General features: G+C 39.5%; 20 protein-coding genes. 7 read left to right on the forward strand and 13 right to left on the reverse strand.

The window, feature by feature from the left end:
- Positions 1 to 359 precede the first annotated feature (359 nt).
- The 5 genes from mobC to KK060_RS21305 form a co-directional block, all read right to left on the reverse strand.
- On the reverse strand, positions 360 to 2,309 hold the full coding sequence (gene mobC, locus KK060_RS21285; protein ID WP_254156132.1) for a conjugal transfer protein MobC: 1,950 nt from the start codon (positions 2,307 to 2,309) through the stop codon (positions 360 to 362).
- A 17-nt stretch (positions 2,310 to 2,326) separates the two neighbouring features.
- Positions 2,327 to 3,553, reverse strand: coding sequence for a relaxase/mobilization nuclease domain-containing protein (locus tag KK060_RS21290; protein ID WP_254156139.1), 1,227 nt, complete (start codon positions 3,551 to 3,553; stop codon positions 2,327 to 2,329).
- Positions 3,538 to 3,942 carry a plasmid mobilization protein gene (locus tag KK060_RS21295; RefSeq protein WP_254156147.1) on the reverse strand — a complete coding sequence of 135 codons (405 nt, stop codon included), beginning with the start codon at positions 3,940 to 3,942 and terminating at the stop codon, positions 3,538 to 3,540. The genes KK060_RS21290 and KK060_RS21295 overlap by 16 nt, the downstream gene beginning before the upstream one ends.
- Positions 3,943 to 4,261: 319 nt before the next feature.
- A complete protein-coding gene (locus KK060_RS21300) occupies positions 4,262 to 4,789 on the reverse strand; it encodes a hypothetical protein (RefSeq protein ID WP_254156149.1) in 528 nt (175 codons plus the stop codon).
- A 133-nt stretch (positions 4,790 to 4,922) separates the two neighbouring features.
- Positions 4,923 to 5,825, reverse strand: coding sequence for a DUF8464 domain-containing protein (locus tag KK060_RS21305; RefSeq protein ID WP_254156151.1), 903 nt, complete (start codon positions 5,823 to 5,825; stop codon positions 4,923 to 4,925).
- Positions 5,826 to 5,999: 174 nt separating this feature from the next.
- On the opposite strand from KK060_RS21305, the gene KK060_RS21310 reads away from it, so the two are divergent.
- On the forward strand, positions 6,000 to 6,263 hold the full coding sequence (locus KK060_RS21310; protein ID WP_254156153.1) for a helix-turn-helix domain-containing protein: 264 nt from the start codon (positions 6,000 to 6,002) through the stop codon (positions 6,261 to 6,263).
- Positions 6,264 to 6,530: 267 nt separating this feature from the next.
- Here the strand turns inward: KK060_RS21310 and KK060_RS21315 are convergent, their stop codons facing one another.
- From KK060_RS21315 to KK060_RS21335, 5 genes are read right to left on the reverse strand one after another with little or no spacing between them, the layout of a single operon-like run.
- Positions 6,531 to 8,387, reverse strand: coding sequence for an ATP-binding protein (locus KK060_RS21315; protein ID WP_254156155.1), 1,857 nt, complete (start codon positions 8,385 to 8,387; stop codon positions 6,531 to 6,533).
- Between the two features lie 6 nt (positions 8,388 to 8,393).
- A complete protein-coding gene (locus KK060_RS21320; protein ID WP_254156157.1) occupies positions 8,394 to 9,875 on the reverse strand; it encodes an AAA family ATPase in 1,482 nt (493 codons plus the stop codon).
- Positions 9,872 to 13,207 (reverse strand): Eco57I restriction-modification methylase domain-containing protein, encoded by a 3,336-nt coding sequence (locus KK060_RS21325; protein ID WP_254156159.1) that lies wholly within the window; start codon positions 13,205 to 13,207, stop codon positions 9,872 to 9,874. The genes KK060_RS21320 and KK060_RS21325 overlap by 4 nt, the downstream gene beginning before the upstream one ends.
- A 4-nt stretch (positions 13,208 to 13,211) precedes the next feature.
- On the reverse strand, positions 13,212 to 16,427 hold the full coding sequence (locus KK060_RS21330; protein WP_254156176.1) for an SNF2-related protein: 3,216 nt from the start codon (positions 16,425 to 16,427) through the stop codon (positions 13,212 to 13,214).
- An 8-nt stretch (positions 16,428 to 16,435) separates the two neighbouring features.
- Positions 16,436 to 16,618, reverse strand: a complete 183-nt coding sequence (locus KK060_RS21335; protein ID WP_254156178.1) for a helix-turn-helix domain-containing protein — start codon at positions 16,616 to 16,618, stop codon at positions 16,436 to 16,438.
- 241 nt (positions 16,619 to 16,859) lie between these two features.
- Between KK060_RS21335 and KK060_RS21340 the strand changes: the two genes are divergently transcribed.
- From KK060_RS21340 to KK060_RS21360, 5 genes are read left to right on the forward strand one after another with little or no spacing between them, the layout of a single operon-like run.
- Positions 16,860 to 18,179: a hypothetical protein gene (locus tag KK060_RS21340; protein ID WP_254156180.1), complete on the forward strand. Its 1,320-nt coding sequence runs from the start codon at positions 16,860 to 16,862 to the stop codon at positions 18,177 to 18,179.
- A complete protein-coding gene (locus KK060_RS21345) occupies positions 18,152 to 18,811 on the forward strand; it encodes a chromosome partition protein MukE (protein ID WP_254156189.1) in 660 nt (219 codons plus the stop codon). The genes KK060_RS21340 and KK060_RS21345 overlap by 28 nt, the downstream gene beginning before the upstream one ends.
- Entirely contained in the window at positions 18,795 to 22,121 is a 3,327-nt protein-coding gene (locus tag KK060_RS21350; protein ID WP_254156191.1) for a synaptonemal complex protein 1, read from the forward strand. The genes KK060_RS21345 and KK060_RS21350 overlap by 17 nt, the downstream gene beginning before the upstream one ends.
- Positions 22,102 to 22,953, forward strand: coding sequence for a hypothetical protein (locus KK060_RS21355; RefSeq protein ID WP_254156193.1), 852 nt, complete (start codon positions 22,102 to 22,104; stop codon positions 22,951 to 22,953). Before KK060_RS21350 ends, KK060_RS21355 begins: the two co-directional genes overlap by 20 nt.
- Complete coding sequence (locus KK060_RS21360; protein WP_254156196.1) at positions 22,953 to 23,867, forward strand: DUF5677 domain-containing protein; 915 nt, start codon at positions 22,953 to 22,955, stop codon at positions 23,865 to 23,867. Before KK060_RS21355 ends, KK060_RS21360 begins: the two co-directional genes overlap by 1 nt.
- A 50-nt stretch (positions 23,868 to 23,917) precedes the next feature.
- Here the strand turns inward: KK060_RS21360 and KK060_RS21365 are convergent, their stop codons facing one another.
- From KK060_RS21365 to KK060_RS21375, 3 genes are read right to left on the reverse strand one after another with little or no spacing between them, the layout of a single operon-like run.
- Positions 23,918 to 24,520 carry a hypothetical protein gene (locus tag KK060_RS21365; protein ID WP_254156199.1) on the reverse strand — a complete coding sequence of 201 codons (603 nt, stop codon included), beginning with the start codon at positions 24,518 to 24,520 and terminating at the stop codon, positions 23,918 to 23,920.
- Entirely contained in the window at positions 24,520 to 24,858 is a 339-nt protein-coding gene (locus KK060_RS21370) for an STAS-like domain-containing protein (protein ID WP_254156201.1), read from the reverse strand. Before KK060_RS21370 ends, KK060_RS21365 begins: the two co-directional genes overlap by 1 nt.
- Before the next feature lie 42 nt (positions 24,859 to 24,900).
- A complete protein-coding gene (locus tag KK060_RS21375) occupies positions 24,901 to 25,662 on the reverse strand; it encodes a hypothetical protein (RefSeq protein ID WP_254156203.1) in 762 nt (253 codons plus the stop codon).
- A 238-nt stretch (positions 25,663 to 25,900) separates the two neighbouring features.
- On the opposite strand from KK060_RS21375, the gene KK060_RS21380 reads away from it, so the two are divergent.
- A partial coding sequence (locus KK060_RS21380; protein WP_254156205.1) for a site-specific integrase occupies positions 25,901 to 26,900 on the forward strand: 1,000 nt, incomplete at its 3' end.

A 26,900-nucleotide genomic window follows, 5' to 3' on the forward strand; every position in this document is an offset into this window, starting at 1 on the left:
TCCTGCGTCATTCCCTTTTTATTTCGAAGAAGTCGGATGTGGTTACCAAGCGCTTTGAGCTTCTTAAGATTTCGCGCCTTGACTTGATGTTTTCCCACAAAGCCAAAAATCCCGCTAAATCGGTTTGATGCTCCTACTAACTTTAGTAGCTTACACGCTCGAAAATGCAGAAATCATGCAGAAAACGCGCTTTTTTTTGACCAAAGCTCAGAGCTTGCTATTGTTCAGGGAGCCTGACCTTAGTCTGAAAGCATTTGCATTAATTTTCTGGCTATCGATCCCGGTCTACATTATCTCGTACCTTGTCATTATAAAATATTAGCGAAGGAGTCCACATCTGCCCTGGCAAATGCCAGGGCTTATTTTTTAACGATCAATCTCGCAAGGTGCTCGTGATTCCGCATGTTTTCCAACTCTGTTTTCACCAGTTGTCTGACATCCGATTTTATCTTATTGTAGTTAGCATTGATATCCGCGTGTGTTATCTCGCGGCTGTTCGGGATTTCTATATATGAATTTTCCTCGGCAGCAATCGCCTTGTGATCATTCACGATCTCACAGTGAAAGATCTTATGATTGATTCGTTCTTCCGGGTTATCGGCCACGAGACCGACAAACTCACCTGAAGAAAGCGTTGCAATAGCTGATGGTGGAATTGCAGATTCGAGTTGAGTAGATCGGCTGATCGATGTGTCTGAACTGTTAATGGAAATTGATTCTCTTTGCTGAACAATTTTTCCGAAGCGGTCCGATAATTGTTTCGCTGTATCTCCGACAACTTGACCACTGATAATGTTTCCAGCGATGTTCATCACGACTTCTGCCTGTTCTCTACCATAGTCCTTTTTCAGCTGGCTGTAATCTTGAATACCGATTGTAGTTGCTACTTTGTTGGAACGAGCCGTTGCCATCAACCCGTCAATTCCATTGTTATAGATTGTCGCCCACTCATCAAACACGAGACTGCACTTTTGTTGATGCTTTCTGTTCACCAGCCTCGTCATTCGCGATATATACAAAGACAGTACTGCGCCATAGATCTGTTGCTTTTGCGGGTTGTTGCCAACACAGACAACTTTCGGTTCTTTTGGATTATTGACATCCAGTGTAAAGTCATTTCCAGACAACACATAGTAGAGTTGAGGAGATGAAAGCCGTGCCATACAAATCTTCGCGCTTCCAATCTGTCCTTCAACCTGATCCATCGCATCGTTGGTATAGGCCGAAACAAATGGATTAATTAGGACTTCAATTTCTGGTTCTGTTCTGAGTACACTGAACAGGCTATCATAGTCAATCTGCATCAATTCAATCACATGCGGCAAAGTGCAATATTTCCCGTCCTTATACTTTTTCAAAAACCAGATAATAGCAGTAACAAAGTTGATCGGTGATTCGACAAAGAAGTCCCCCTGTCTCTTGATCCATTCCCGGTTTAATCCGAGCATGATCGTTCGTGATGATTCTGTTGCATCTGTTACGTCAAACATCATTGACGGTTCGAGCGGGTTACAGCGATGGTTGATCTTATCAAAATTGATCACATAGAATTTGGGGGGAATTGGATAGTTTTCGTGGTGCTTTAAAAGTGCGTTATAAGCAATGCGTGACAAATCATCATATTTGTAATCATATAAGAACATCGTGAACCCCTTCTTGATGTGCTGGGTGATAACATGCCGGATTACGAAATAGGATTTACCTGCGCCCGGTGTACCGATCACAAGTGTTGCACGGAACGGGTTAACTACATTGATCCATCCTTTGCGGACCTGATTTTTTAATACATAGATTGTCGGGAGGTTCACCGAATACTCATTTTCAATGAGGCGTTCCTCTTGCGGAAAAGATTGGTTAACCTTGTTGAAAATGTCTTTTCCAAGTTTCAGCTGAACTAGCCTACTTAATTGTGTCCCACCCATCAACATCAGGAGATAGCCAGTTGAGGTAGCTGTCATGTATAATATTGCATTATCAACAAAGGTGCTGACGAGATACACGCTTGTACCGAAGATCAAGATTGCGCCCACTCTTTTAATAGAAACCGATTCGTCTTTTTTTCCTTTTGCTCCGACCAGCGAAATGATCAGCAGAAGCAATGCCGCAAGTTTTGATCTGACTGAATGCTGGAACAAATTAAATTTGAGCAGATTTAGGGCGAATTGATTTATGATTTCATGAGTTACATCGAGGCTGTCAAAGAAATTATAACAATTGATGTAAAAATGTATCAAAAGAATAGAAATGCTCAGCAACCTTGTAAGGTCAAGTATCTTTCTTAATCCTTGATCGTTTTCTCCTGTTGTCATTCCCATCGGATTAATATTTAAAGTGAACGTCCTTGTTTTTTCTTTCTCCTCTTTCTCTTGATTTGATTTGGGTTGGAGTGGTCAAGCTTCTCAGCGTCTGTAAGCGCTTTGAGCCAATGTGGTGAACTCAATTCATCTTGCTGGAGAAGCTCTGGTAGGGGAACAAACTGCTTCGGCACTTGCTTGACTTGGTTTGTATGACCTTGCATCCTTTCGGAGACGCCCTTTACACTGTAGCCCTTGCCCAAGTCGCTGCCGTTGAAAACTACCTTTAGCTCATTATCTACATAGGTTAAGCCATAGACCTTGCCTTCAGCATTAGCTCGTATGACGGGGACCACCTCGAAGCGAGAAAGCATGTTTTTGAGTTGATCGAGGTTTTTCGCTCCAAACTTGTGAATCGACTCATCTATCTTTTGCTTAAGTGCATTTGCCGATGATCGTCTGAGCGTCTCATTCAACCGGAATTGTTTTTCGAGATACTTGAGTGTTGGCTTTCCATAAATAGTACTCGCTTTAACAGGAACTCCGATCTTGTTCCCTTTGCCGTCAAGAATACTATACACAAGACCTTTCCGCTCATACATTCTGGTGCCTTCATATCCTCTGTCGGCAACAACGTTGAACTGTTTAAGGACTGCATTCAATTCGTGCAGTGAAGTGAACTTGTATGACCGCGTCACCTCACGGACCACGTTTGAGATAGCTCTCTTGGTTTCGGTTTTTCCATAAAACGCTTTCGCGAGAATAGGCGCAAGCACTGTCGCCTTTTTGATGCTCTCTGCCTTCACCAGATTGAATTCTGCCTCTATCATTTTTCTGGCGTACTCGGATTTGACCTTCCCGATATTGTGCAGGTCGATCCGCTTGCCGTCTCGTCCGATATTGGTGGTGACAATATGAACATGTGGGTGTGCAGCGTCCCGATGTTGGTAAACAAGAAATGGTTGCTCTGAGAATCCGAGTAATTCCATATACTTGTCGCTGATCAGCCGGAGGTCATCGACCGTTAGCTTTTCCGATTGATCGAAATTGAGCGAGATGTGCACAGCGTTGGTGCGAACGTTCTTATTGAGATCCATTCTCAGCCGAAAGCGATTTACTTTCTCGGCTAGCGTTAGTTCAGTGGCATCCATTCCAAACTTGTTTGAATGAATGCATTCCGCCACACCTTCCTTTACCTTTAATTCATTGTAGGCAACAGCCCCTTTGATGTTCTTCCCACAGATCACTTTTGCAACCATTTCTTCGCTATCTCTTTTACAATGGACAAAAGCTGATCTACTCGCAATCCAACCTGCTGAAATTGTTCACCGACTTTCATTGCATGAAACATCTTTTGACTTTCGGTCGGGCTGCTGTTAAAGTGTCGGGTTATCTGATTGATGTTTATTCCAATCGACCTTAGCTCCTTCTGGATGAAAACGAGCACCTCCATGTATTGCTCAAGCGAATCGTCATGCACGAGAACTTTGATCGGCTTGTTTTCCAGGATGTCGCGAACAAGTTCACTCATGGAGTGATATCGCGACTTGTTAAGGATGTCGGTTAGTTTCTCGTAGCGTTTATCATTGACACGCGTCTTGATCTCATTCTGAAGAACTGTGTCTGGCTTTCCTTTTCTTCTTGGCATATCTCGAATGTTTGATAGCCAAAAGTGTCATTATGTCAATCCCGATATTCACTATACAATCCCAGATACGAACGATTTTTCTTTGAAATTTGGTGAGGTTAGATTGTCAGCGCATCGGCAAGCGGCCACGACTTCGGAGTAAGGCCGCAACCATTTTTGTGCACAAAAATACATCTTGCTGATGCGCCATGACTGCCATTAAAGCCGCTGATTTTAGAGTGTATTTTCAATTTGAAAGAAGTAAAAAGCCCTCTTGTTTGAGGGCTTATAAATACCATTTGAAACCATTTGAAATGTTTTGTTAGCAAAGGTGCTTACGTCATTCAGCATTTGCTTCCTTTCGTTTTGTCTTATGCAGTTTTGCTATGTGTCCTTCGAGAGATTTTTTATTTGGAAACGGAATTCCGCAATCATGACACCAGAAATCTGACTTATCATCCTTCAATCGTTTATAGAAAAGCTCACTGAGCTGCCAAACTGACAATGAATGAGTGAGGCAAATAAAGAGGCTAATGACCATGATCTTAATGTTATTCATTGTAGGATCTTGAATCGATACAAACCAATAGTCATAGTAAAAGGCGTTCAGAAAGAAGCTTACAACTGCATAGAACTTCCCGGTAGTGCGATATCCATTGATTAAAAACACGAGGATTAGAAACTCAATAATACCAGCCAATGCAACCCCGTATATCCAGTTAAGAAAAGAGTAACCGGAGAATGTCATGTCTATATGTTCAAGCTTCATAAAAAGATTTCCGGCATGGGGCACGTAAAGCAGCATAAGCGCGAGGGCGCCATGAAACACAGCCTTCTTGCTTTCGAGGTAATTCACTATTTCATTCATCTTTGAGTTGAGTTTAAAAAGTTTGTTTTCTTTGAGATTTTAAGGTGCGCTACGACCTTGACGGAGGTAATCGAGGTGCTTGATCAAGGTAAAGACCTACCTTGACGGAGGTAATGCCTGACCTTGACAATGGTCAAGGCCGTAATCCCCTCGACTTGGATACCTGGAAATTGTTGCTTGACCCGTTCGTTAGAAACTCGTTCAGGTCCTTGAACGATGCATAGAGGCTTGACCGATCATTTATCGTCAATCCGCTTTCACTTATTGAAGTCTTGGCTTTTTTTGCCGCTTGATCATTATCCAGAAACAGTTCGCGACTGTTGTAACTAGAGATGATAGGCAAGGACTTTTGCACGAAGGCAATGGAGTTCAGAACAAGAAAATCTGAACGTCTCACCAAATTCACAATCTCTTTGTCTTGCAGCTGGTGAAGCGAAAGAAAATCAAAGAACCCCTCCGTCACACAAATCGACTTTCCCCCTGCGTGTTGAATTGCCGTAAGGTCTTTAGGAGAACTCGAACCCTTAAACCAGCTATTCCGCAACTCATATCCACCTGAGCGGTTCGGGAATCCGATAGCTTTATAATCCCGATCCTTGATCTTGAATTGTACTTCCTTGCAAAACCGTTTCGCGATATCTGGATCGATCTTTCGTCCTTCGAGATATTGAATCAGCGCTAGGTCACCGATTGGTTTTGCTGAAAGGATCTCAATCTTAATCTCAGGCCCCGAATCGACCCGAATTCTAGAAACCTGGTGAAAAGAAAAATTCTCGTTACCTAGCCTCTCGACAAACTCGCTAAGCGTACATCCATGCAACTTCATTCCGAGGTCAAGTAACGTTCCACCCTCACCTGACCCGTGATCATACCATACATTGAGTTTGTTGTTGACTTTGAATGATGCATCCCGCTCGTGCCTTAATGGAGAGCAATACCAGTAATCGTTTCCTCTTATCTTTGTCGGCTCGAACCCAAGTTTTGATAAGTACTCGATGATAGAAATCTTCTTCGCGTCTGAAAATGATAGAACCATAATTGTTTTTGGTTCAAATCTCCCCGACTGATTACTGGGCCTTTCACTATGTCGTCCCACATGGGATGAAAAAAAAGCAACCGACAATTCAAAAAATCTTTCCCATCTGGGATCGTCTAGTGAAAAGCCCGGTTTATGATCGTTCAGCTTTGCACAATACAAACACGAATAACTATGGAGATTGACATCGTGACGAAACAGGATCTGCAGCAATTCAAAACACAACTGCTGACAGAGATAAAGGAATTGCTTCAGAAGGCTGATAAACCGAAGACGGAATGGTTGAGGAGCAAAGAGGTGAGGGCTGTATTAAGTATTTCATCTGGGACGCTTTTGAATCTTAGAGTATCGGGTGTCTTGCGTTATACGAAGGTTGGCGGGATGCATTATTATAATCGAGAGGATATTGATCGCATGTTAAGTAATGAAAGAAAATGACAGTGCTATTTGACCAGCTGCTTGCAACTTCACAAATGAATGGCAGTCATCAGAAGATATTTTTTGCCATCGTCATAAAGTGGATCCAGAATGAGCGATCCGCTTCATTCAAGATAACTCGCAAGGAATTGATGGCGCTATCTGGAGTAAGGTCTGCTACAACTTATCACAAGTGCATGCAACATTTACACAATGGCAATTTTATTAAATATCACCGGTCATTTCACCCAGGAAGAGCATCTACTATTTCCCTTATTTTATAATGGGTCACCTGTCTTGTTTCAAACTTTCCTTTAACAGGTTAAGAAATGTATGATTTCTTGTTTCAGCGTCCTTCAAAAATGCTTCGTAAGACATCACATAAAGCCCAACTGGAATTTCGGTCTTTTGGTCGAGATCTAATATTATTGAATGCTCTTTATAGAAAACTGTTCCACTTGAAAACAACTCAATAAATTTTTCTTCAAGCAACGATATTTTGAATTCGTCATTGAAATCAACAACACCATAAAACCAAATTCGTTGAATTTTAGTAGGGTATAATCTCAATAATTTTCGAGCCCTTTGTTTCAGTTGACTTATGACCTCCTCGCGTTTTGCAAGCCCTAAACCTAGTTTTTTGAGCTCAACGATTACAACGTCTACTTTCGCTGTTCGTTCGGGATCGTTAGAGAATATTATAGCGATGTCTGGCCGTTTCTCGATTCGTTCAGAATGCTCCTCCAGAGAAATATTCTGTATGAGTTCGCCCATTTCCCGCTCGCTCAAAATCGTAGTATATGACATATATTTATCATCGAGGAGCCATGCATTATTTGTATATAAGTCGGTGCTGCTGTCTGATTTTACAAAAGTCTTTCGTCTTGGGACGATTATATTATGTATGTCGGCCTCATCATTTGATGGATCAATTTGCTTCAGCTTATTTATTATTATGTTTCGATATAGAATATACTCAGTGAGAATCCTTGCCGAAATTTCAAGAGATTTTTGGTACTGATCCTCGGAAAGCGATTGAGAATCGAGAATTTCCTTTTGTGCATTAAAAAATTTTCTTTGCGCAAGCTCCAACGATTGGTTTCTATCGATCAAGCCAACCGACTCCTCTTCAAAATAACCAGATAAGTGAGGGAACCGTTCCTTCAGCGACTCTGTGACTTGTCTGTTTCGCTCTTGGATTTTAGGTATTTTGTCATTTAGTATTTTCGAGACCTGCTCACCAAAAAGTCTCTTTAGTGTTCTTACGTCAGATTCTTCCATTTCGAGTTCTTGACGGGACGAATTTGCTTTGCCCTTAAACAAATCTGAGTATAAGAGAAAAATGATCTCGTAACCGGCAGGGATTGCATCGCGTGAAAAAATCTCTACTGGAATTGTCCTGTTATCGACTGAAATGGCAGTTATTAATGTTTGGTTTTCCGGGTTCTCTTTAATTGAGTAGAAAAGTTTTAATTTTTCAAAAAGGTCCAAGCCATCTGCCGGAAAGCTCTCTTCTTGTAGGTTTGGAATTTCGCTGACAATAAGTTCTTTGCGCTCAGAATAAAAATTATGCTCTGCGTTTGACTCGAGCGTTGTCAAAGTGATTCCGATTTTCAAACTGCTACCCTTCATTTTTAAGCTGTAGAAAAGCGGAAAAAAATGTAGTAAAATTCCATTTTTAATCGACTCTGGCTTTAAGTAGTCGTATGATTTTACTTTGTCTTTTCTGTAGCCCTTAAATTTTAATTCAGTTTCATTTGATTGGGTCTGAACGTTTGTGATTTCGTGCTCACCATCGAAAGCTCCAGTGAATAGAAAAGACCTTTTCTGTCCTTCGAAAATACTAGTTACAGCAACCTCTTTGAAGTAGTTCAAAAACACAAGTCTGCCGATGCCTTTGTGATCCTCCGCCTCAATCTCTAGGAGCTTAGAAAACTTTTCGAAGTTCTTAGCGTTAAAGCCATCACCATTATCCTTGATTGCAATTGTTAGACTTTCCGGTTTATTGTAAGCGTCAATACTTATGAAAACTTCGATGCTGGTCGCGTTTGCATCGACAGCATTTGCAATAGCCTCGAAGTACACCATTTCCAATGACGGATTTGGAAAGAATAACTTGACCGCGTTGCTGATATTGACCTTCATTCTGTGTTATGCAATTGCGTCCAGAACACCTTTCAATGACTTTATTGAATTAAGGGCTTTCTGCAACTCCTTTTTTATTTCGTGTTTTTCCGTATTATAATGGCTGAATGCGTTCAAAACTAAATCACGAAATTGTTCAATATCACTGATGGTCCCCTGCGTCATGTGATTTTGACTTTTTATCGCATTCCAAAAATGTTCTGATGCGTATTTCTTAACCTGTTTATGATATTTTACTGCAATACCTTTTCTGTCACAGAACTTTTGCAACTCGCGCTCAAACGCAGTCCGTGCGTATACAGCAGCACACTTATAGTCGTTCTCTTGCAAATATTTTTCTGCCCGTGCGATGTAGTCATTATTATCTAAAATCCTTGGAATTTCATACCCTTTATCTATTTGGGTCGCATAAAACTCTAGAGTCATCCAGCCTGCTCGTCCTTCAAGAAAACTCTTCACATATTCATACCAAGGTTTGTCATAGGTAGTGATGAATATTTGATAATCTCCAAAATGCGATTCTAAAATATTCATAAGCGGCAGGCGATTTGATATATCTAGGCCAATGAAAATGTCGTCAAGAAACAGCAATTTATAATTTCTAAGTTGCGGATGTCTCTTGATCATGCCCAGATAAATGGAGATAGCAATCGCAGAGAGCCTAGCTTCATTTAAAAACAAGTGCGGTTTGATGACAGCTTTACCAGCATATTGCAGATCAATGCGCACTTGGTTTCTTTCAAATGCAGTATAGTCAGCATTTGGAACGGCTTGGAGATATCTAAGTTTAATCTTTAAGCTGTGCTCAAAGAGATCCAAGATCGGGGTTGCATGACTTAAAATATATTCTGGATTCGCGGTTGCAGCTGTTGGCTCTTCAAAGAGCTGCTTAAAAGCATCGTTAAACGTTTTTAATGCCCTATCAACTTCCGACTTCTTTTGCGCGGTGGTATGCGTCCGGTCAGTTGGCTTGGCAATCATGTCTTCCAATTCTTTCCAAAGTGCCCCTAACTCTTTACCACCCGTCAGCGTGTATTTGAAATGCTTCAGAACTCCTTTTACGAGTAAGCCAAAGAGGTCAATCTCTTCGCCACGCTTAATATGGTGAATATCCAAAAGATGCTTGTAAGTGAGGAAACTCTTGAGATTGTTTGCATCCTTAATACTCGTATCTAAAGTCGAGTCTGTATTTTTTGAGGTGGCCGTACATTCGTAGGCGGAGTTGTTGTTATTTCCGTCTTTATCTGGGTTAAAAACTACCTTAATGTGGCTCTTACCCTTGTCAGACGCATCAATGAAAATATTCTCGACCTCATTTAGATCGATCACTTCAATAGAGGATTGAAAAAAATCCTTTAGAGCATAATACAGAGAGCTTTTTCCGCTACCATTTTCACCATAAATGAATACGTTCTTTCCATTCACCGGTATAGTGTGATTACCATAGAACGCCTTATAGTTATTTACTTCTATGCTCTTTATTTTCATCGAAGATTCTCTTTTATTGTTCGTACTTCATCTATGCTTTCAATTGACTCAAGGTTATTTCTAACTTGATGATTCGGGTTGTACAGTCGATCAAATTCATCCTGAATAATACGAACCTTCTGTTCTTCACTCTGTTCCTCTTCAAGTGGCTTTAGATCGGACAGATAGGGAATGACTTGCTTCTTGGCTGATTTCACCACATCCATTAAATACAGTTCAAACACCACTGCATCAATAAGATTTAAAAAGAAATGTAATACCAATTTGCTATTTGCGTAAGTCACATAATCAACCAACGTGCAGACTAGCTTCTGCGTTTGGTCATTAGCATTTTTAATAGGAATCTCTTCTAAGTATTCCTTCGAGAGGTTGACAGTCAATTTCGAAAAATTCGTAAATTTTTTTGCGTAGAACCAGTTGATTAGCTCCGAGTTTAATATTGCGAGGACATATTTATATCGAAATAAGTCGCTATTGAGAATGATGTTTATAATTGATTCTTTATTGTAGTAATTGCTCGAATCGAAAACAGCTTTAATTGGCCTGCTTCCACCAGTTATTCTCTGAACCATAATTTTTGGAACTTCAAACACATCAGGGGTTCTGCTTCTATGGAGAAGTTCCTTTGAGTAGTGTAAAAACCTGCCCCGGTAATTGATTCGATATGAAGTTATTTCGTCTCCTTCAAGAAACGGCTTCCAATTTGTGCTTTTTCTCGTAGTCGACACAACGGTTTCCAAATTCCCGGAAATGACTACCCCAAAACGTATCATTCTAGTGATGTTTTTAAGTTGCACACTTCCTTTGAATAACTGGCTTAGAATAACTCTATCCGTATTCTTTGAAAAAATATCAAAGACAAAACCCTTGGCATTGAATTCTTTTTGGTCAATGTGTTGAAACACATTCTCCCCTATACCTTTTTTTACTTCAATTGTATTGCCAGTTGCAGCGGGTTGTTTAGACAACCGAATAATCACTGTAGAGGCAGTAACATTTTTAAAAACACCAACGTCTAGATCCGCAATCTCTTCGATGGTAGATCTCTTTACAATGTACTCCCTTATGCCGCTATAGGAAGTAACTCTCAATAGGGTATTCGGAGTAATGTAATTCAGGGATCCTTTGTCTTTAAGGATAAGCAAACCTTTTTCAATGTATAGGGCAAAAAGATTAATTTTCTTAGTACCTGAACTATACAAAACCTTAAATGCTTTTTTCTGCTCCTCAGTAATTTTTTTTGAACCACCAAAAACGTATGGAGGGTTACCTATCACTACATCGAAACCCTTTTTATAATGCCATACTTCTGAGAAAAAGAGTTTGAAATCAAAATCAATGTTATATCCAGCGTATTGCTTAGCACTCGCTAGAAGGTCGCGAATTTTTGAATTAATATTTCCTCGTAGTTCCCTCTTCTTAATTTCGTCTGTCTCATCAAAAAATTCATCTTTTAATCCTTCGAGCTCATTTTCGGTTTTGAGATCGCGGAGCGACTCTTCTGGCATACCAATCAAAGAGTTTCCATTGACAATTTTATAGTCTAAGTTTGGTAAGGCCTCAATTGTATAAAAGTCATCTTCGTCAACAATCAAACTTAGCCACAATCGCAATCGCGCTATGTCAATCGCTGAGGCATCAATGTCAACCCCATAAATGCTTTCCTGAATTGCGTGCCTTTTTATTCGGTAAATGTATTTGCCTGGATCCTTTAAGTACGTGTCGAACTCCAGGCCAATGACCTTTAATTTATCTTCAAGATATTGGTGATCGAGATGTGGCAATAAAACTTTTTGAGCAGTTACTAGCTCATGCAACAAGCCAACCGGAAAAGCACCTGATCCGATCGCTGGATCACAAATTTTGATATCTGTTAATTTCTTATCAATGAGCTTAGCATTCTCTCTGACGGTTTCAGGTAGCTGAAACTTCTGTGTTCTTGTCTCTCGTCCTTTGATTTGAACAACCAAGTCATTTTCCAGTGTTAAGTGACCCTTGGTTATAAAGGTCTCAATATGCTCCCTTGGTATTTGAATTGGATTGTTTTCGCATAGAGAGTTATGCAAGTATTGGATGAGGCTTTCTTGACACATATAATGCACCACTTCTCTTGGGGTGTAATATGCTCCTTTACTCTTTCGTTCCGTTATTTCCAGCATGTTTTCAAATACCTTGCCCAACATCTCTGGATCAACCGCGACCTCCTTGTCCAGCGGCTCGTCTTCTTTAATAGTAAAATTGTAACGATCAAATACATCAAGTATTCCAGTACCAATATCCCCGGCTTTGTTTTTCTCAGAATTTCTAAAGAGTTCGTTGGGCAATATCAAATTGGAATTCACCCAATCGTAATCAGCCTCAAAAAGTCCTCCATTCAAAAAAGGTATTTTACAATCAAATTTTTTATAGAAAGTCGGGTCCGGGCTGTTACTTCTCGGCTTGGCTAGTGCTTCATAAAAAAGAAATTGAAGGTATGCGTTGAAAAAATTCTTGTTCTCAGTTGATGCCTCAATAAATAACTTCTGAAGGAATCGTTTTTCTCCTTTGCCCCAGGTTTCATCTTTTGGTACACCTAACCATCCCTTTTTTTGAAGAAAGTATAGGAATACAATCTGACCTAATAACTTTTTCGTAAACCTGGCAACATCAAAATGTGAACGTGTTAAAATCTTTGTAACACTTTCCTCACCAGACAAATTTTCGAAAAGTTTTAAATAGAGTTCTTTATACTGCTCAAAAAATTCGTCTGTTACCTTTTCGATACTGAACGCGTTTTCTATATCCGCTATCAGTGGATTACTATAGTCATTTTCTAATAGGGAAATTAGTTGCTTCTGTGCAGTGTAAGAGTTTTCATGCTTTCCGACCAAATACGAAAACCTTTTTGCTGGTGTTAGCTCTTTTCTGGATTTAACTTTTCCAGATTGGGTTTGCTCAGCTTCAATGTCAATTTTAACAAATGAAAAACGCCAATCAGAGCCTTGGTCTTCGTTTGAGTAGAAGGCAACCAACGCATAGTCCTTTTCGAAACTTTGTAAGTGCTTCACGACAAAGTTTCTTAGGGACGTTCTAGCTCGATCTAATTTGGCTAAGGATTTCGTTTCGACAATTAAAATATCCAAAGCTTCACCATGTGGATCAATATACTTACCTATTCTGCGATAATGATTAATATGATCCCTGTAAGCCTCCCATAGTAAACTTCCATGATATGAATTATCTCTAGGTTCGAAATCATTTAAAAGATTCTTAAGGAATAATTGAAATCGATCAGTATCAAAATTTGATTGCAGGACTTCACTGATATATGTTTTAGCTTGCTTCCTTTCCATATTACTACGCTAAGTACCCTGATAAGATGACCTCCCGTTTCACGCTTTGCTTTCCATGAGCATGATCCTCGACTGCAATAGTCCTTATATATTTTCTTAAAATGCCGATAACATGGAGCGGATTTGTTTCGAATTCCAGTTCCTTTTTAATTTGCTGCGAAGTCTTTTTAGCAATGGTTCCTAAGGAAATCATTTGCCTGACCCCTCTAATAAACTCATCGTCATCATCAGTAAAGCCCTTATAACTTTTGAAGTTTTTATCCTTGAGTCGATCCTCAATGTACTTCGCATTGGACCTACCCCGAGTTAACGGGTCATCGTCATCAAGTTGCGAATCCAACTCGAACCGAACTTTGTTTAATTGAAGCAAAGCAAAATATTTATCAGATGGAATTTGAACCCTGGGTTCCTCTGCCTTACACTGCAATATTTTCACCGCATCAAAAAATGTAATCTCTTCAGATTGACCAGTATTGCTTTTGTAAAATTTCTTGAGTTTGCCTAAGCGAAAGAATGTAATTAATTGCTCTGCGCTATCATGACGAAATCCAGAGCGTGCTTTTCTAGGTAATTTTTTAATTTTTTCAAAAAGGCTGGGATTTTTATCTCTGATTGAACGTAATAGTTCAACATATTTCAGCTCGGAGTCTTCTTCTTCATCTTCGCCTGTGTAGATCTTTTTGTTGTTTAATGTGTCAAATAATTCCTGGCTGCCAATCTCTTCGCCATCTGATAAATACCGTGCATCCTCACCAAGGATGTCATGAAACATCTGAATTTTATTTGTGATATTGATTTCAAGGCCTAAGTGCTCATCACTTTGCGTGGTAGGAAAGAAATTATATATAAAAATTTCAGGGAACTTAGTTCCAAGCCTGTTCACCCTACCTGCTCTCTGTAGTACTCGAGTTGGATTCCAAGGGAGGTCATAGTTAACTAGCGTGTTAGAACGGTGCAAATTTATTCCCTCTGCTAAAACATCCGTTGTTATAAGAATCCTAATGTCATTCGATTGTTCCTTTTGATTGGGATCAAAATTTTCTTTAATAAGGTCACGGGAAATATTGTGTTTTGATGTCATATGGATGTCAGTATGTCTCCCACCCCTACTTGAGTAGAAAATAACTTTACCTGGAAACTCCTGTATCAAATGTTCGTAAATGTAATCGCCTGTCTCCCTCGATTCGGTGAAAATTACCAGCTTATTTTTCTTAAGTACCGGATTCGTCTTTATTTCCGTTGTGAATTGTTCAAGCTTTGGATCCTCGCTTACATTCTGCCACAAATTCCCTATCTGTTTTAATATTTCAAGGTCGCGCTCTAAGTGCGGAATAAAATCTTTCTTAAAATCTTTAGACTCATACTTTTGTGCCTTTTCGTCATTAACCAACTTTTCAAGTCGTTCAATGTCATCGTTATCCAACAAATCGAAAACATTAATTTTCTTGCTGATATAAACGGTACCCCCATTAAACATTTCTATAAATCTCTCGTATGATTCTGTGAAACGCCTAACACTGTTTTTAAAGGCATATAAGCTGCTTTCTAGTCGTTTGACCAATACGCCCTTCATAAAGCCGCCTACATTTCGCTGTTGTTGCTTCTCAAATTCTGTAAGTCCTTTGTTGCCGACATAGTAAAGCAATGGAATGTACCTTGTATAGCGAAATTCAGAAAGAAGCTTGATGGTTTGATTGAATGCTTGCTCTGCGGTTCCTTTAAAGTAATAAACAATTTTCTGCGGGTCTTGCATGTCAGGAAAGCCCAACCCTTGAATCTCTACATCCGATTTAAAATATTTAAGAACATCTCTTCTTGTTCTTCGAACCATGACGTGCTTTAGCACTTTGTCTCTGATTTCATTGGATACTTCCCTGATGGCTTTTTTATACTCGGGATCTTGCTTTTCGAATTCTTCCAATCGCTTTTTTAGACGGTTAAAAAATTTTTCAAGATTTTGGACGCCTGGGATTGTTGAGTTCCTAGGTGCTTGAAAAAGCTTAAGTTGAGAAAATATATCTTCAATTGAATTATTGAGAGGTGTAGCTGTCACAAGAATGACTTTTTTTCCTCTGCAGATGTCTAAAAGATCAGCATAAGCCTGCGTTGTCTCGTTCCTAAAACGGTGCGCTTCATCTACAACGATGTATTCATATTTCTCAAGTCCAGAATCAATGATATGTTCAAGTTTGCCAAGTGATTCGACTTTTGCAGGAACATGAAACTCTCTCAGACTTTCTTCCCAGTACTCTCTTAACACTGGAGGACAAATTACTAGAATTCTCCCTCGGACCTGTTGAAGAAGCTGAGCCGCAATAAATGTTTTTCCCAATCCCACAACATCTGCCAAGAAGACCCCATTGAATTCTTCTAACTTCTTTAGTGCTTGAATTACCGCCTGCTGCTGATACTGTAAACGAGCGAAGCCATCAGGCAGATACGTATCGTAGGTGTCTCGAAGATTGATATCTTCCTGCAAATATTCGTAGATTAATTTTAGGTATAGTTCGTAAGGAGTGATAGTGTCATTAAGCCAGGTTCTAATTTGAACCGCGTCTACAAACTCTTGAGAAATATCTACAGAGTCTTTCCAAAGGGCTTCAAATTGCGCCAAAGCAAATTCTACGTCATTACGTTTTCTCAGCTCCACATTGAATTCCCGATTAGCTACAAGGCCTGAGAGTGAAAAATTGCTTGAGCCTGTGATTACATAACCATAGTCGCGGTCTTCCGGATGAAATCGACCAATGTATATTTTTGCGTGAACGTTCTTTGAAGGATATGCTTTTATCTCGAGTTTTTTTCCATTTCCCGATGAGGCTTTATCAGTTTCGCTATCAACACAATCTTGTCGAAGAAATTCGATAAACTTCCTTAGCCCGATTTCGAGCTTCTGGTCCGATTCTGTTGCGTTCTCGATCTCTTGTACTAGATTTTTTTGAAACTCCCGCTTTGCGGTTCCATGCGACTCGAAATCAATTGTGGATTGGTTTTGATACTGGTTAATCGCATTATAAGAGTGTTCGTCTATACCAAGGCCAACTAATATTCTTACTTTATCTATTGGTTCGATACTTTGATATAGTTGATAAAATCCACTGGATCGGAAATATCCGACAAGAACATCAAAGTATCGGGTGTCCTTCAGCGTGGCTTTGAATCTATCGAGTAGAGTTCCAAATTTATCGTTGGTGAAAAAAGTTAAATCGGTTTGTGACATCAACATCCTTACTTAATCAGTTCCTTAATATTAATTCCTAGGATCTTAGCAATTTGACCTAGCACATCGAGACTTGGCTGTCTTCGATTTTGAACATATGCGTTTACCATGTTATAACTTTTGCCAAGTTTCTCTGCTAGCCAAGTCTGCTTAATTCCCTTTTCTTCCAAAACTTCTTTAATACGATTCATAAAACCATTTTTGGTTTTGCGAGCAATGTAGTATTTTTATCTCATATCATGAGATAATTTTAGTGATAAAACCCCGAATTTGCAGGTTCATAGGGGTTAGCCATCAGGAGCTGACTAAAGTGGGCATGACGAATTGTGCGCAGTTCATGCGGCATCTACCATATGTCAGTGAGACACTACCTGTCTCCATCAAAAACTAAATTATGGCTCTATAGTTGTTGAGAACACCATATAAAAGGTAATGGACAAGGACCTCCTTATATCTCTTTCCAAAAGTTACACTGAATTAATCCCTCAGAATGAGGAGTCGTTGCTTCTTATAGTATGGTTGTATTATAAAATTGAAAAAGGATACATATCTGAAAATTTTGAAGAACGAGATTTAGACGATACAATCGAGGACGTTGCCGAGTTTCTTCAAAAAGGGCAAATCCAAAAAGAAGTATTATCCAGGAAGCTCAGCAGTCATTATTACATCACAGAATCCAGAGGGAGCAAATACTATGTTCACCTTACAGTATACGCTAAGGAACTGTGCCGGTTAATAATCAATCAAGTGCAGCCAGAGATTAAGAAGCTTGAGCTCTTCCATGTCTTCAAACGAACTCTCCCCATTAACGATGAAGATATTTCTGAAATCGAGAGCTTAAAATACTGGCACAAAAACAATTTTCTTCCCGCGCAAAAGGAAATTGTTGGACACACTGAGCTTCTACAGTTGGCTATCGAAGAAAAAATTTTAGAGCTCCGTAATCTCTTGAAGCCAGACGTTGACAATCCGAAAGAGCTAATCAACTCTTTTGTTGAAATTTTCAAAGGCCTTGAAGAACAAACCATTGGCCTCATCAACACACTTGACTATAAAAATGAGACGGTAAATAAAATCAAGAGCGCAAGAGAAAAATTTACAACCCATGAGGAAGTTTTCACGGAATATGACAGAATACAGCGAGACATCGAAGCGTTTTTTGAAAATATCGATTACCGGATATATTCAATAAACGAACGTATACAACTGGCATCTAAACGACTTCGCAACCTGTTGGATTCACTTAAGCATAAACAAATGTTTAAAGTGAAAATTGAGAAGCTGCTCCAGTATCTTTTAAAGAATAGCTATCACGAGAAAGGTGAGATTCGCTTACCAGAAAAATTCCCTAGAAAGTATCTACCATACTTTTATCAAAAATTCCTCGCGATTCCAAAGTTGGATTTTAAATTTTATGCGAATGCGAAACCCGATGAACCAGACCATGACAATGAACATGAAGAAGCAGAAAGGAAAAAAGGTTTCGCTTTACTTAAAGTCCAAGAATCTACTGCTCAATGGCTGGATAAAATTAACGATGAAATAGGTGCCGGAAATAAAATTCAGTTTGAGGAGTGGCTGGATAAAATAATGGAAAAGGAGGGTAGTCTTGAAGTAGCAATAAACGTTTGCTTCGGACTTATAGAGCAACACAACGCCTCAAAAGGGGGAATGATTGCTATAAGTAAAGAAGAAGTGACAAGAAAACATATGGACCTCGTTCTATGGAAAATGCAAATTTCGAATTCTTAAACTCTGAGCTAGCAGCAAAGTACTTCATAGACGCAGACGTTGCGCTTCGATCAGGGAGGCACATCCAAGATTTTGGAAACGATCAAAGGATATTCCATTTCATCGATGAGCATTATGATAATGGGCTAAAAGAATTTTATCGAATTTTTTGTCACATGCCTTTGATAAGAGGAATGGCCGACAACGACAAGTATTACTACCTGGACTATCCAGATGAGGGAAAAGGGAAGCTAGGCAAAGACAATAGAAGCAAAGAACTAGAGGATGATAAGGTAATATTTGGCATCCTTCTATTAAACATTTTTAAAGATAAATTCTTTGAAGAAAAGGCTGTGTCATGGCAAGACCTCGAACTGATTTTTAAAGAAGGGGAAAACAAAGAGTCTTGGCAGTTGCTGCTATTTGGGAAAATTAAGCCCAACTACACACCCTCTGAAGAGCAATCTGTTAAGGATAAGGTAAGGTCTATCCTAAAAGATTTTGAACGGCTAGGCTGGATCTATTTCAGCAATTTGGATGAAATGAAATTTGTGATACAACCAGGGATTGACCGCCTCGTTACACTTTACGGAGATGTAATTAACAATATTGATGCGATTGAAAACTACTTGAAAAATGAAAAACTTTCCTAGGATACATTCAATTTCAACAGTAGGAATAAGACAGCACAACAATGCGGATTACAAACTGCATGAAATAAGGACTGATTTTACCGGCAATAATGGACTAGGTAAGTCAATACTTGCAGATTTGTTGCAGTTGATCTTTGTGCCGTTACGAGAAGAGTGGAGACCGGGGACAGAAGGGATAGAAGATCGAAAAATTGAAAACATTCCACTTAAAAAGGATTGGATAACTCACGGGTTCGCTTTTCTTGACATAGAAAAGAAAGAAAAAGAATTCCTGACCATAGGAGTGTATATTCCGCGCACTTCGCGTCTCCCCGTTCGGCCATTCATCGTTCAGGGAGGAGATGACTTTGAAAGCCGTGGGGTGGCTCTTGTCCCTTTTAAGCAAATCCTTGAATCTTCAGATTTTATCGATGAAGACATGCGGATTCTTGATTTGCAGCCATTGGCTAGAAACTTGTACAACAAATACGGAATTCATTTCAAAGACTTCTATCAAAGAAACCAGATTGATGAATATTTTGATCTTCTCTTTAGGAATAAACTTCTCCCTGTAGACCTAACCAAAGAGACAAATCTAAAGTCATTCGCGAAGGTTCTTCAATCCTTCTCACGCGCAAAGACGTTGGACACGAAAAAGTCAAAGAGTCTTCAGGACTTCTTGTTCGAAGACAACGAAGAGATTCAAATAAATTTTAATGACAAGAAGGAAATCTTAGCGCAACACATCAAAAACTATCATAATGCTGACCTCGAAATAAGGACACTTGTCCATAAGCAAGAGAGATTGTCTAAGCTTAAGATAACCTTTGAGAAAAGTGTTAAATCAAAGGAGGAATACCTAAAAAATAATGCACAACTGTGTTTCATGAAGATGAGCACAGCAACCAAAGAGTTCAATGACAATGAAGAGAAGAAAACCAAGTCATTGCATGAATTTAATAGCCTCAAAGATGCCTATGAAGTCCAATGTGTCGATTCTTACAAGAAAATGCTACTTCAGAGGGATATTTGTAACGCAATCCGAACTAGGTTAGAGGATCTGAAGACCGGTGCAGGTAAAAAGAATTTGGATGAATTAAAGAGAAAGCTACAGAACCTACAATCCCATATTGATAGGCTCGAGGAATTGGTCGAGATCGTCAATAAGTACAAGACTCGGGAAGGACTAAGACGCGCATACGCTGAAAATGAAAATTTAAAAGATGCCCGTAAAAAGTTGAACTTGCTGAAGGAGCATTCTATTTTCCGTGAATTCAAAACGTCAAAGTGGAGTGAGAACTATGACGAAGCATATGATTTCTATCCTAGAAGGTTGAAAGAGATCGACCAGAATTTGGAGGCTTTAAAAGAGATCCAGCTACTATATGATGGAGCAAATCCTAATTCATTGTTCAATTGGGCGATTAAACAAAACAAAGAGCTTTCGATTGAGGAGGAAACCATTCTCCAAAGGCTTAAAGAGATTTATGTTACAAAAGTGACCCCATTTGCAGGGCTAAAATTAACGCTTAACCCTTCTGAACTACTAAGCTGTTATAAGACGGAAGGCGATGGCATTTGGTTAAACCTAGGACCACTCTCTGAGTATTTACCGTTGATTTCAAAAAGACTTTTTCATAAGAGAGAGAGTTTGAGCAAGGCTATCGCGAGGAAGAAGGAAGAGATTCAGGACGAGATTACTAGTCTTGAAAGAGAAAGAAATCAAATCAGGACTTTAAATCAAGCACTGGTTGAATTAGGATTCAACGACAACTATTTTAAAATATACCAAGCTGAGCAAAACCTTATACAAATTGTTCCCGACAACGCCCTGAGCGAACACAATATCCAGTTCATTGAAAAACATTTCGATGACTTTAGCAAAATCAAGCTGCATAAAGAAGAGTACGTTGTCTTGGATGAAGAGATAACCAAAATCATCCAAGATGCTGCTAAAATCTTAGACCAATCACAAGCAAACGATGCAGCACTAACTGAATTACTAACCGAGGATTTTCACGAATTAAAAAAAGAAGTAACTCAACCATTTGATAAAATTGACTTTGACATAACACTCCCACTTGATTTGCTTATTGAGGACCGTAATCAAAGGAAGAAGGAAATTAATGCAGCAGAAAGGTATAGGCGAAGTATTAAATCTAAACGAGATGAACAGCACAGCACCTACAAGGAATGTCAGTTCAAATCATCGTCTTTGCATGGAACGAAAAAACTTACAGAAGTCGCATTTGCTGCCGCGAAGCAGGAGCTTGAAGTAGAAACTGAATTACGATTTGAGAATATTCTTATCCTGGGTGAGATTAATGATGAATTTGTTTTTGGATTAAAGGGGCTGTCCGATAAGGATGAAAGGGCGTACGAACTAGAGTACTCTAGTGTGGCAAATTCTTTTGAGGAGTCGCAATCAGATCGGAACAACCCAGAGCTCTATGGTGAAGATGGCATCCCGTATTATAGCTTCCAAACTTTAGTCGATGTATTATGTGGTAAGGTGGGATTGGATGGGCTCGGCAACGAACTCACTCAGCTTAATGAACACCTGAAATCTCTTGGGGAATTGCAATTGAAAATACTAACGGAGGTATTTACCCAAGTGGAGAAGCAATATCGCCAATACGCTACTACCATCTTGAATCTCAACTTCTTCTTTGAAAAGAACAAGGTAAGTAACGCGTATAATTTTAAGATAGAGTTTGAGCCGAGAAAGGATATTAACATCGACTGGATTGAAAAGATGAAAAATAAGGCTCGAGTTCATAAGTACGGGGCTGACCTATTTACAAAGCTCGATGACATGCCTGACCACAATTCTCCTGAAAATTTGATCAAAAACATTGCGAGACAATTTTATTCAGCTGTTGATGCCGACCCGATCAAGTTGCTCGATCCGAAATTCTACTTTACTCTGAAGGTAAAAATGGAGGATGAAGAAGGTGAGACAAATACCGCCAGCGGTGGCCAAGCTTATACAGCACTAGCACTATTATGCATAGGGCGGCTCTCCATCGTTCAAAAGGATCAGGACCAAAATCAAGGCATCAAGTTTATAATTATAGAAGAACTGTCAAATATCGATGACACGAACTTTAATATCTTCCCAGAAATAGCAAAGCAATTCGGCTACCAATTAATTACGATGACCCCAAAACCGTTCGGATCATATAATGACGAGGAGTGGTATTTGCACATGCTTATAAAAGGGAAAAAGGACAAGCATCGTAATTACACACCAATGAGCTTTTTCAAAACCCGCGTGAAAAGTATTCCTATCAAACAGCACTTAGAGCAGAATGAATTGGCAAGCAATTAAGCAACTAAACTTATTATTCAAGAACGGTTCCGTTCCGGCCGATATTTTAAAATTTCCCTTCGTTAAGAGAATGGTTGACATGGACTACATCCGGCAGACGGACAATAAAACATTGTCTAAGAGCAAAAGTTATGACCCATTTTACGCTAATACTTTGCTACCGAAATTTCTTCAATACGAAGAATTTATAAATCGCTTTGAATTCGATAGTTTAAATTTAGACGAAACTGACATTGAAATTCTTTTGAAGATCGAAGCTAACCGAGATGTTATAGTCAACGAGGGCAGAAGTCAAAAGGAAATATCAGCGTCATACTTTGGTGGAGCGAAAAAGCTTAGACGAAACTCACGCATCTACGATGCAGTTGTGAAAATTTTAGGCGTTAAGACTTTGGCAAGAGATGAGCACGATCAACAATACTTATATGTTTTGCATTGTGAAAGCTTAAAACCAAGGTGCATCGTTTTATGCGAGAATGACAATAAGCTCCGAAAGCCAAGGCTAAAGGACGTTGAGCTCTGGCATGCTGGGGGACGAAACACTGCTAAATTAAAATTTATACCCAAACCTAAATTGCCCCTATACTATTTGTGTGACTGGGACAATAAAGGCATTGAAATCTACCAGGACATTAAGGCAAACATCTTTCCAGATATTGAACTATTAATTCCACAAAATCCGTTTCAAACATCTGACATTGAAAGCCCCTGGACCGTACAAATCAAACACACTTTATTTTCTCCAGAGGCATTAGCAATCTTAGATTCCCTCATGCCAGAGAAATGGATTGAAGAGGAAAATATTGTTCACCCAATCTTCACTCAAAATTGATGCAAAGCCTTGTAGAAAATCCAACACGAAAATTGGAGGAGCTCCTTCTTTCGCATCTCTTCAAAGTTTATCAGGCGCGAAAAACCGTAACACGTAGTGGATTCGAAAGATACTCCGACTTGCTAATTGACAAGTTTGCAATTCACGCTGGGACATTGTATCATCTTATTCGTGGCTTGATCGAAGCGAAAGGTTCCACAGAAAAGGAACGAAAAATGGCAATCGATATTTTCACGATTAATTCCCTTATCAGAGTGTTAATGGAAACATATGTGACGTTTCATCACTTATTTGTTCATTCAAAAACTCAAGAAGAAAAGGAATTCAAGATTTTACTTTGGAAGCTGGAAGGGTATTTTGAAAAAAAGAAGTTTCGCGTTCACGAAACAGATTTTGAAGAAGCGTCTCAAATATTGAAGCTTGATCAGGAGGAGGTGGCCTCAATCTCGTCTCAAGTTTCGCATCATCGTTTTAAGGCGCAGCTAGATGACCAAGAGTTCATCAGAATTTTTAGTGAAAAGGATAAAAAATCCAACTGGCGATTTCTTCATAAGAATGGTAAAGCCCGACTTCTTAAAATAATTGATCTCGTAGAATATACTTGTCCCATAAGAGCGTATTTTAACCTGTATCGGTATGCATCGATGCACACCCACTCAAGTTTTGTATCAATCGAGCAATTCGAAAAAATGCGTGGGCAAATTCTTTCGGAGAGTTACATAAACAATTTTCCCCGGCTGGCAGCGGTTCTGACCATTTTCCTAATCGTTGACTTAGCTACCATTGACAAGAATGCAAAAATGGTATTTGATGCCTTTCAGGAAAGTGATAAAAAAGATTTCAATGGAATACACGATGCACTTAGAACAAAACCTGCAATGCAGCCAACGGATAACTTCGCTTCGTGGCGATAATGTTTAAAAAAAAATTGGCAATGCAAATAGCTTACGCGAATCGGAATATGCTAAGACTGATATCGCAAATTTTTGAGAGTGGAGTTGTCAGTGATTATCTCAACATCTTTAAATTTAAAATCGCCATCATGAGTGACGATGGCGGTTTGAATTCCTTCTTTACTCAACTGTACGCACAGCTTGTAATAGTAGTAGTCGTTATAGTCCATCTTCGGAGCTAGTTCATCGATGATTTTGTACGGGCCAATTTGCGTGTATCTATCATCTTGAGGTGTCAACGATGGCTCATAACCTTTAATCTCATCCCTAATTAGCTTATGGTGGGTAGCGAAATGTGGCGTTGACCGATAAACCATTTTGAAGTAATCCGGTCCCGGCTGTCCAACATGGTTCTCAAGTACGTACCGTCTCATTGCAACTTGTCTTAAATAAGCATTGATCAGCTCTGAAACCTGAAGATTACTGAGAACAATTTTTGGTTTCGGATGTAACGTTGAAGATAAAATCTTGTCAACGAAATCAAGGTATGGGACAAACTTCTTGTCCGGAGAGGCCAGACCTGAAACGAGCGCTAACCAGACGTTCGTGTCGAGCAAGTAACATTGGCTTTTAATAGTTGCAAAACGAATGTCGGAAATATTCGGAAATGGCATTATGCAAAAAGCTGCGAAATATTTTCTTGGTCTGCATTTCTGAATTTCTCATCAACTCCAAGAATTTTCGCTGTTCGGATCTTTTCTTGCCAAACCTCATTATCAACGTTAGCAAATTTAACGAGGCTATCGATGTGCTTCTCGCCAAACTGCATATACAGTTTGCCAATCATAGCATTGCAGAACGCTGAAGTGAGGTTTTCAATACCTGCAAACGACAGTATCACTTGCTGTTCAGATAAAACATATTTCCGTACAGTATCAAAAGCCTTTAAACCAGCGGTATTGGAGATTGCTACAGTGCTTGAAATGATATCTTTTACTAGCAGTTGCACCATATACATTGAAGCCTAAAATTACGAATTTTGTCCATTTTCAAGCTATAAATTTCGAAGAACCAGGTTAACTATCGATCCGCTAAAAGGGCATGCCAGTTTGCCACTTTCAATTGGGCCAGCACCGGCATTACAATAGTCCGCGCCAGAAACAATCAAAATTGAGCCATTGTGTTGTTTACAGTATTCCCGGATACTCTTTAAAACACCTCCTCCGGGTCCAAATTTCGCTACGTCTCTAGTCGTATTTCCCAGCAACGCCCATTGAATAGCCGAAGCCTCACTCGAAATTTGTCCTCCGGTTTTTTCATGCACTTTTTTCAAAAAACCATCCCCAAGATCGACCAAGGTAAATTTCAATTCACCCTTAGACGGAAAGAATTGACCGCAAGCGAAAACGGGTTCGGTTGTATTGGCATGCATAAAGACATTCTGGTAGATCTCTGAAAAATGATTTATAAGTCGATCAACCTCAGTCTTTGTTAGGGCTGTTGCTCCGCGATGTCCAAAAAAATCTTTTTTCAAATATTGAGTAAATGGTTCATCTTCGTCTGGACGGAACACTCTTAGTGGGATGGTAGACTCGCGCTCATCTGCCACGGACAGATCATTAGGTTTACCGTTCGAATAGCTAATAAATCCGTTTCTTTTGAATGTATAAAAGGTAGCACCCGCGAGCCTGACAATCAGCTTGCATCTTCTTTGTTCAAGTCGATATTTGATCGATGCTAGAACACTGGCAAGATTTGCGTCTATATGATTCATCTTGCTAAAATCAAGCTCAAAAGTTTCCCCTGTTTTGTTCAAAGTTTTAGCGTAAAACTTCGAAAGTTCCCGGAACCCGGGTCCATTCGTCTCAATGGATGTCGTTGTAGGTATGTACGCGGGATGGAAAGGCAAGTAAAAAGCTTTTGTCCAATATAACTTGTGACTTGCTTTATTCAAAATATCATACTCATTTGAATCGAAGGCAGATCTGTTGAGATCCGAACTTAGGATTCATCAAACTTATTTCTCTAACAATATTCAACCAATGCAAATCATTATGAGTACAACAATGAGCGTATTATTCTTTGCACGGAAGTCGATGGCGAATAAGCTAAACGAATGTCCAATCTATATGCGCATCACCATTTCGGGTGAACGGTTTGAGGTAGGAACGAAACGATTCGTTCAGGCCGATGAATGGTCTACTGAAGCAAGTCGCGTGAAAGGAACGGTTTCATCTTCAAAGTCCATCAACAGTTATCTTGATACGTTACTCTCAAAAGCATATGCACACCAGCGACAGATCTTGAATGAAGGTAGGTTACTATGCTTACATGAATTCAAATGCAGGTGGCACGGCATTCCGACCCAAACACCAAAAATGTTAATGCAGATATTTGATGACCACAACAATCGCATGGAAACGCTTATAGGTCACGAATTCTCTCCACTAACGTTTCAGCGTTACACGACCGCGAAAAAACACACACTTGATTTTCTGAAGTGGAAGCTTGGCGTGGATGATATTGATATTAAAAAACTTGACTACGAGTTCATTCAAGATTTTGAATTCTGGTTGAAATCAGTTCGCAGGTGTCAGCACAATACGGTTGTCAAGTATCTGTCAAACTTCAGAAAGATTGTAAACATCGCAATCAAGAAAGGCTGGCTGACGCGAGATCCTTTTTCTGGATTCAAGATGTCTAAACGTGAAGTTGAACGGGAATTCCTAACGCAAGCAGAACTAAGGAGAATCATTGAAAAGCAATTTGAGAAACAAAGGATGAACCAGGTTCGTGATATCTTTTTATTCTGCTGTTACACTGGGCTTGCATATGCTGATGTTCAAAAGCTGCAAACTGATGAGTTGACCATTGGAATCGATGGCGAGAAGTGGATTTGGACAAACAGAAAAAAGACCGGTACGTCAACTCGGATTCCTTTGCTTCCGCCAGCATTAAAAATTGTCAATGAATATTTGAGAAATCCTGAAGGTCCAAGGAAGGATAAATTATTTCCGGTCCTAAGTAATCATAAGATGAACGACTATCTAAAGG

It is taken from the genome of Chryseosolibacter indicum (genome assembly GCF_018598585.1).
GTDB classification, from domain to species: domain Bacteria; phylum Bacteroidota; class Bacteroidia; order Cytophagales; family Cyclobacteriaceae; genus Chryseosolibacter; species Chryseosolibacter indicus.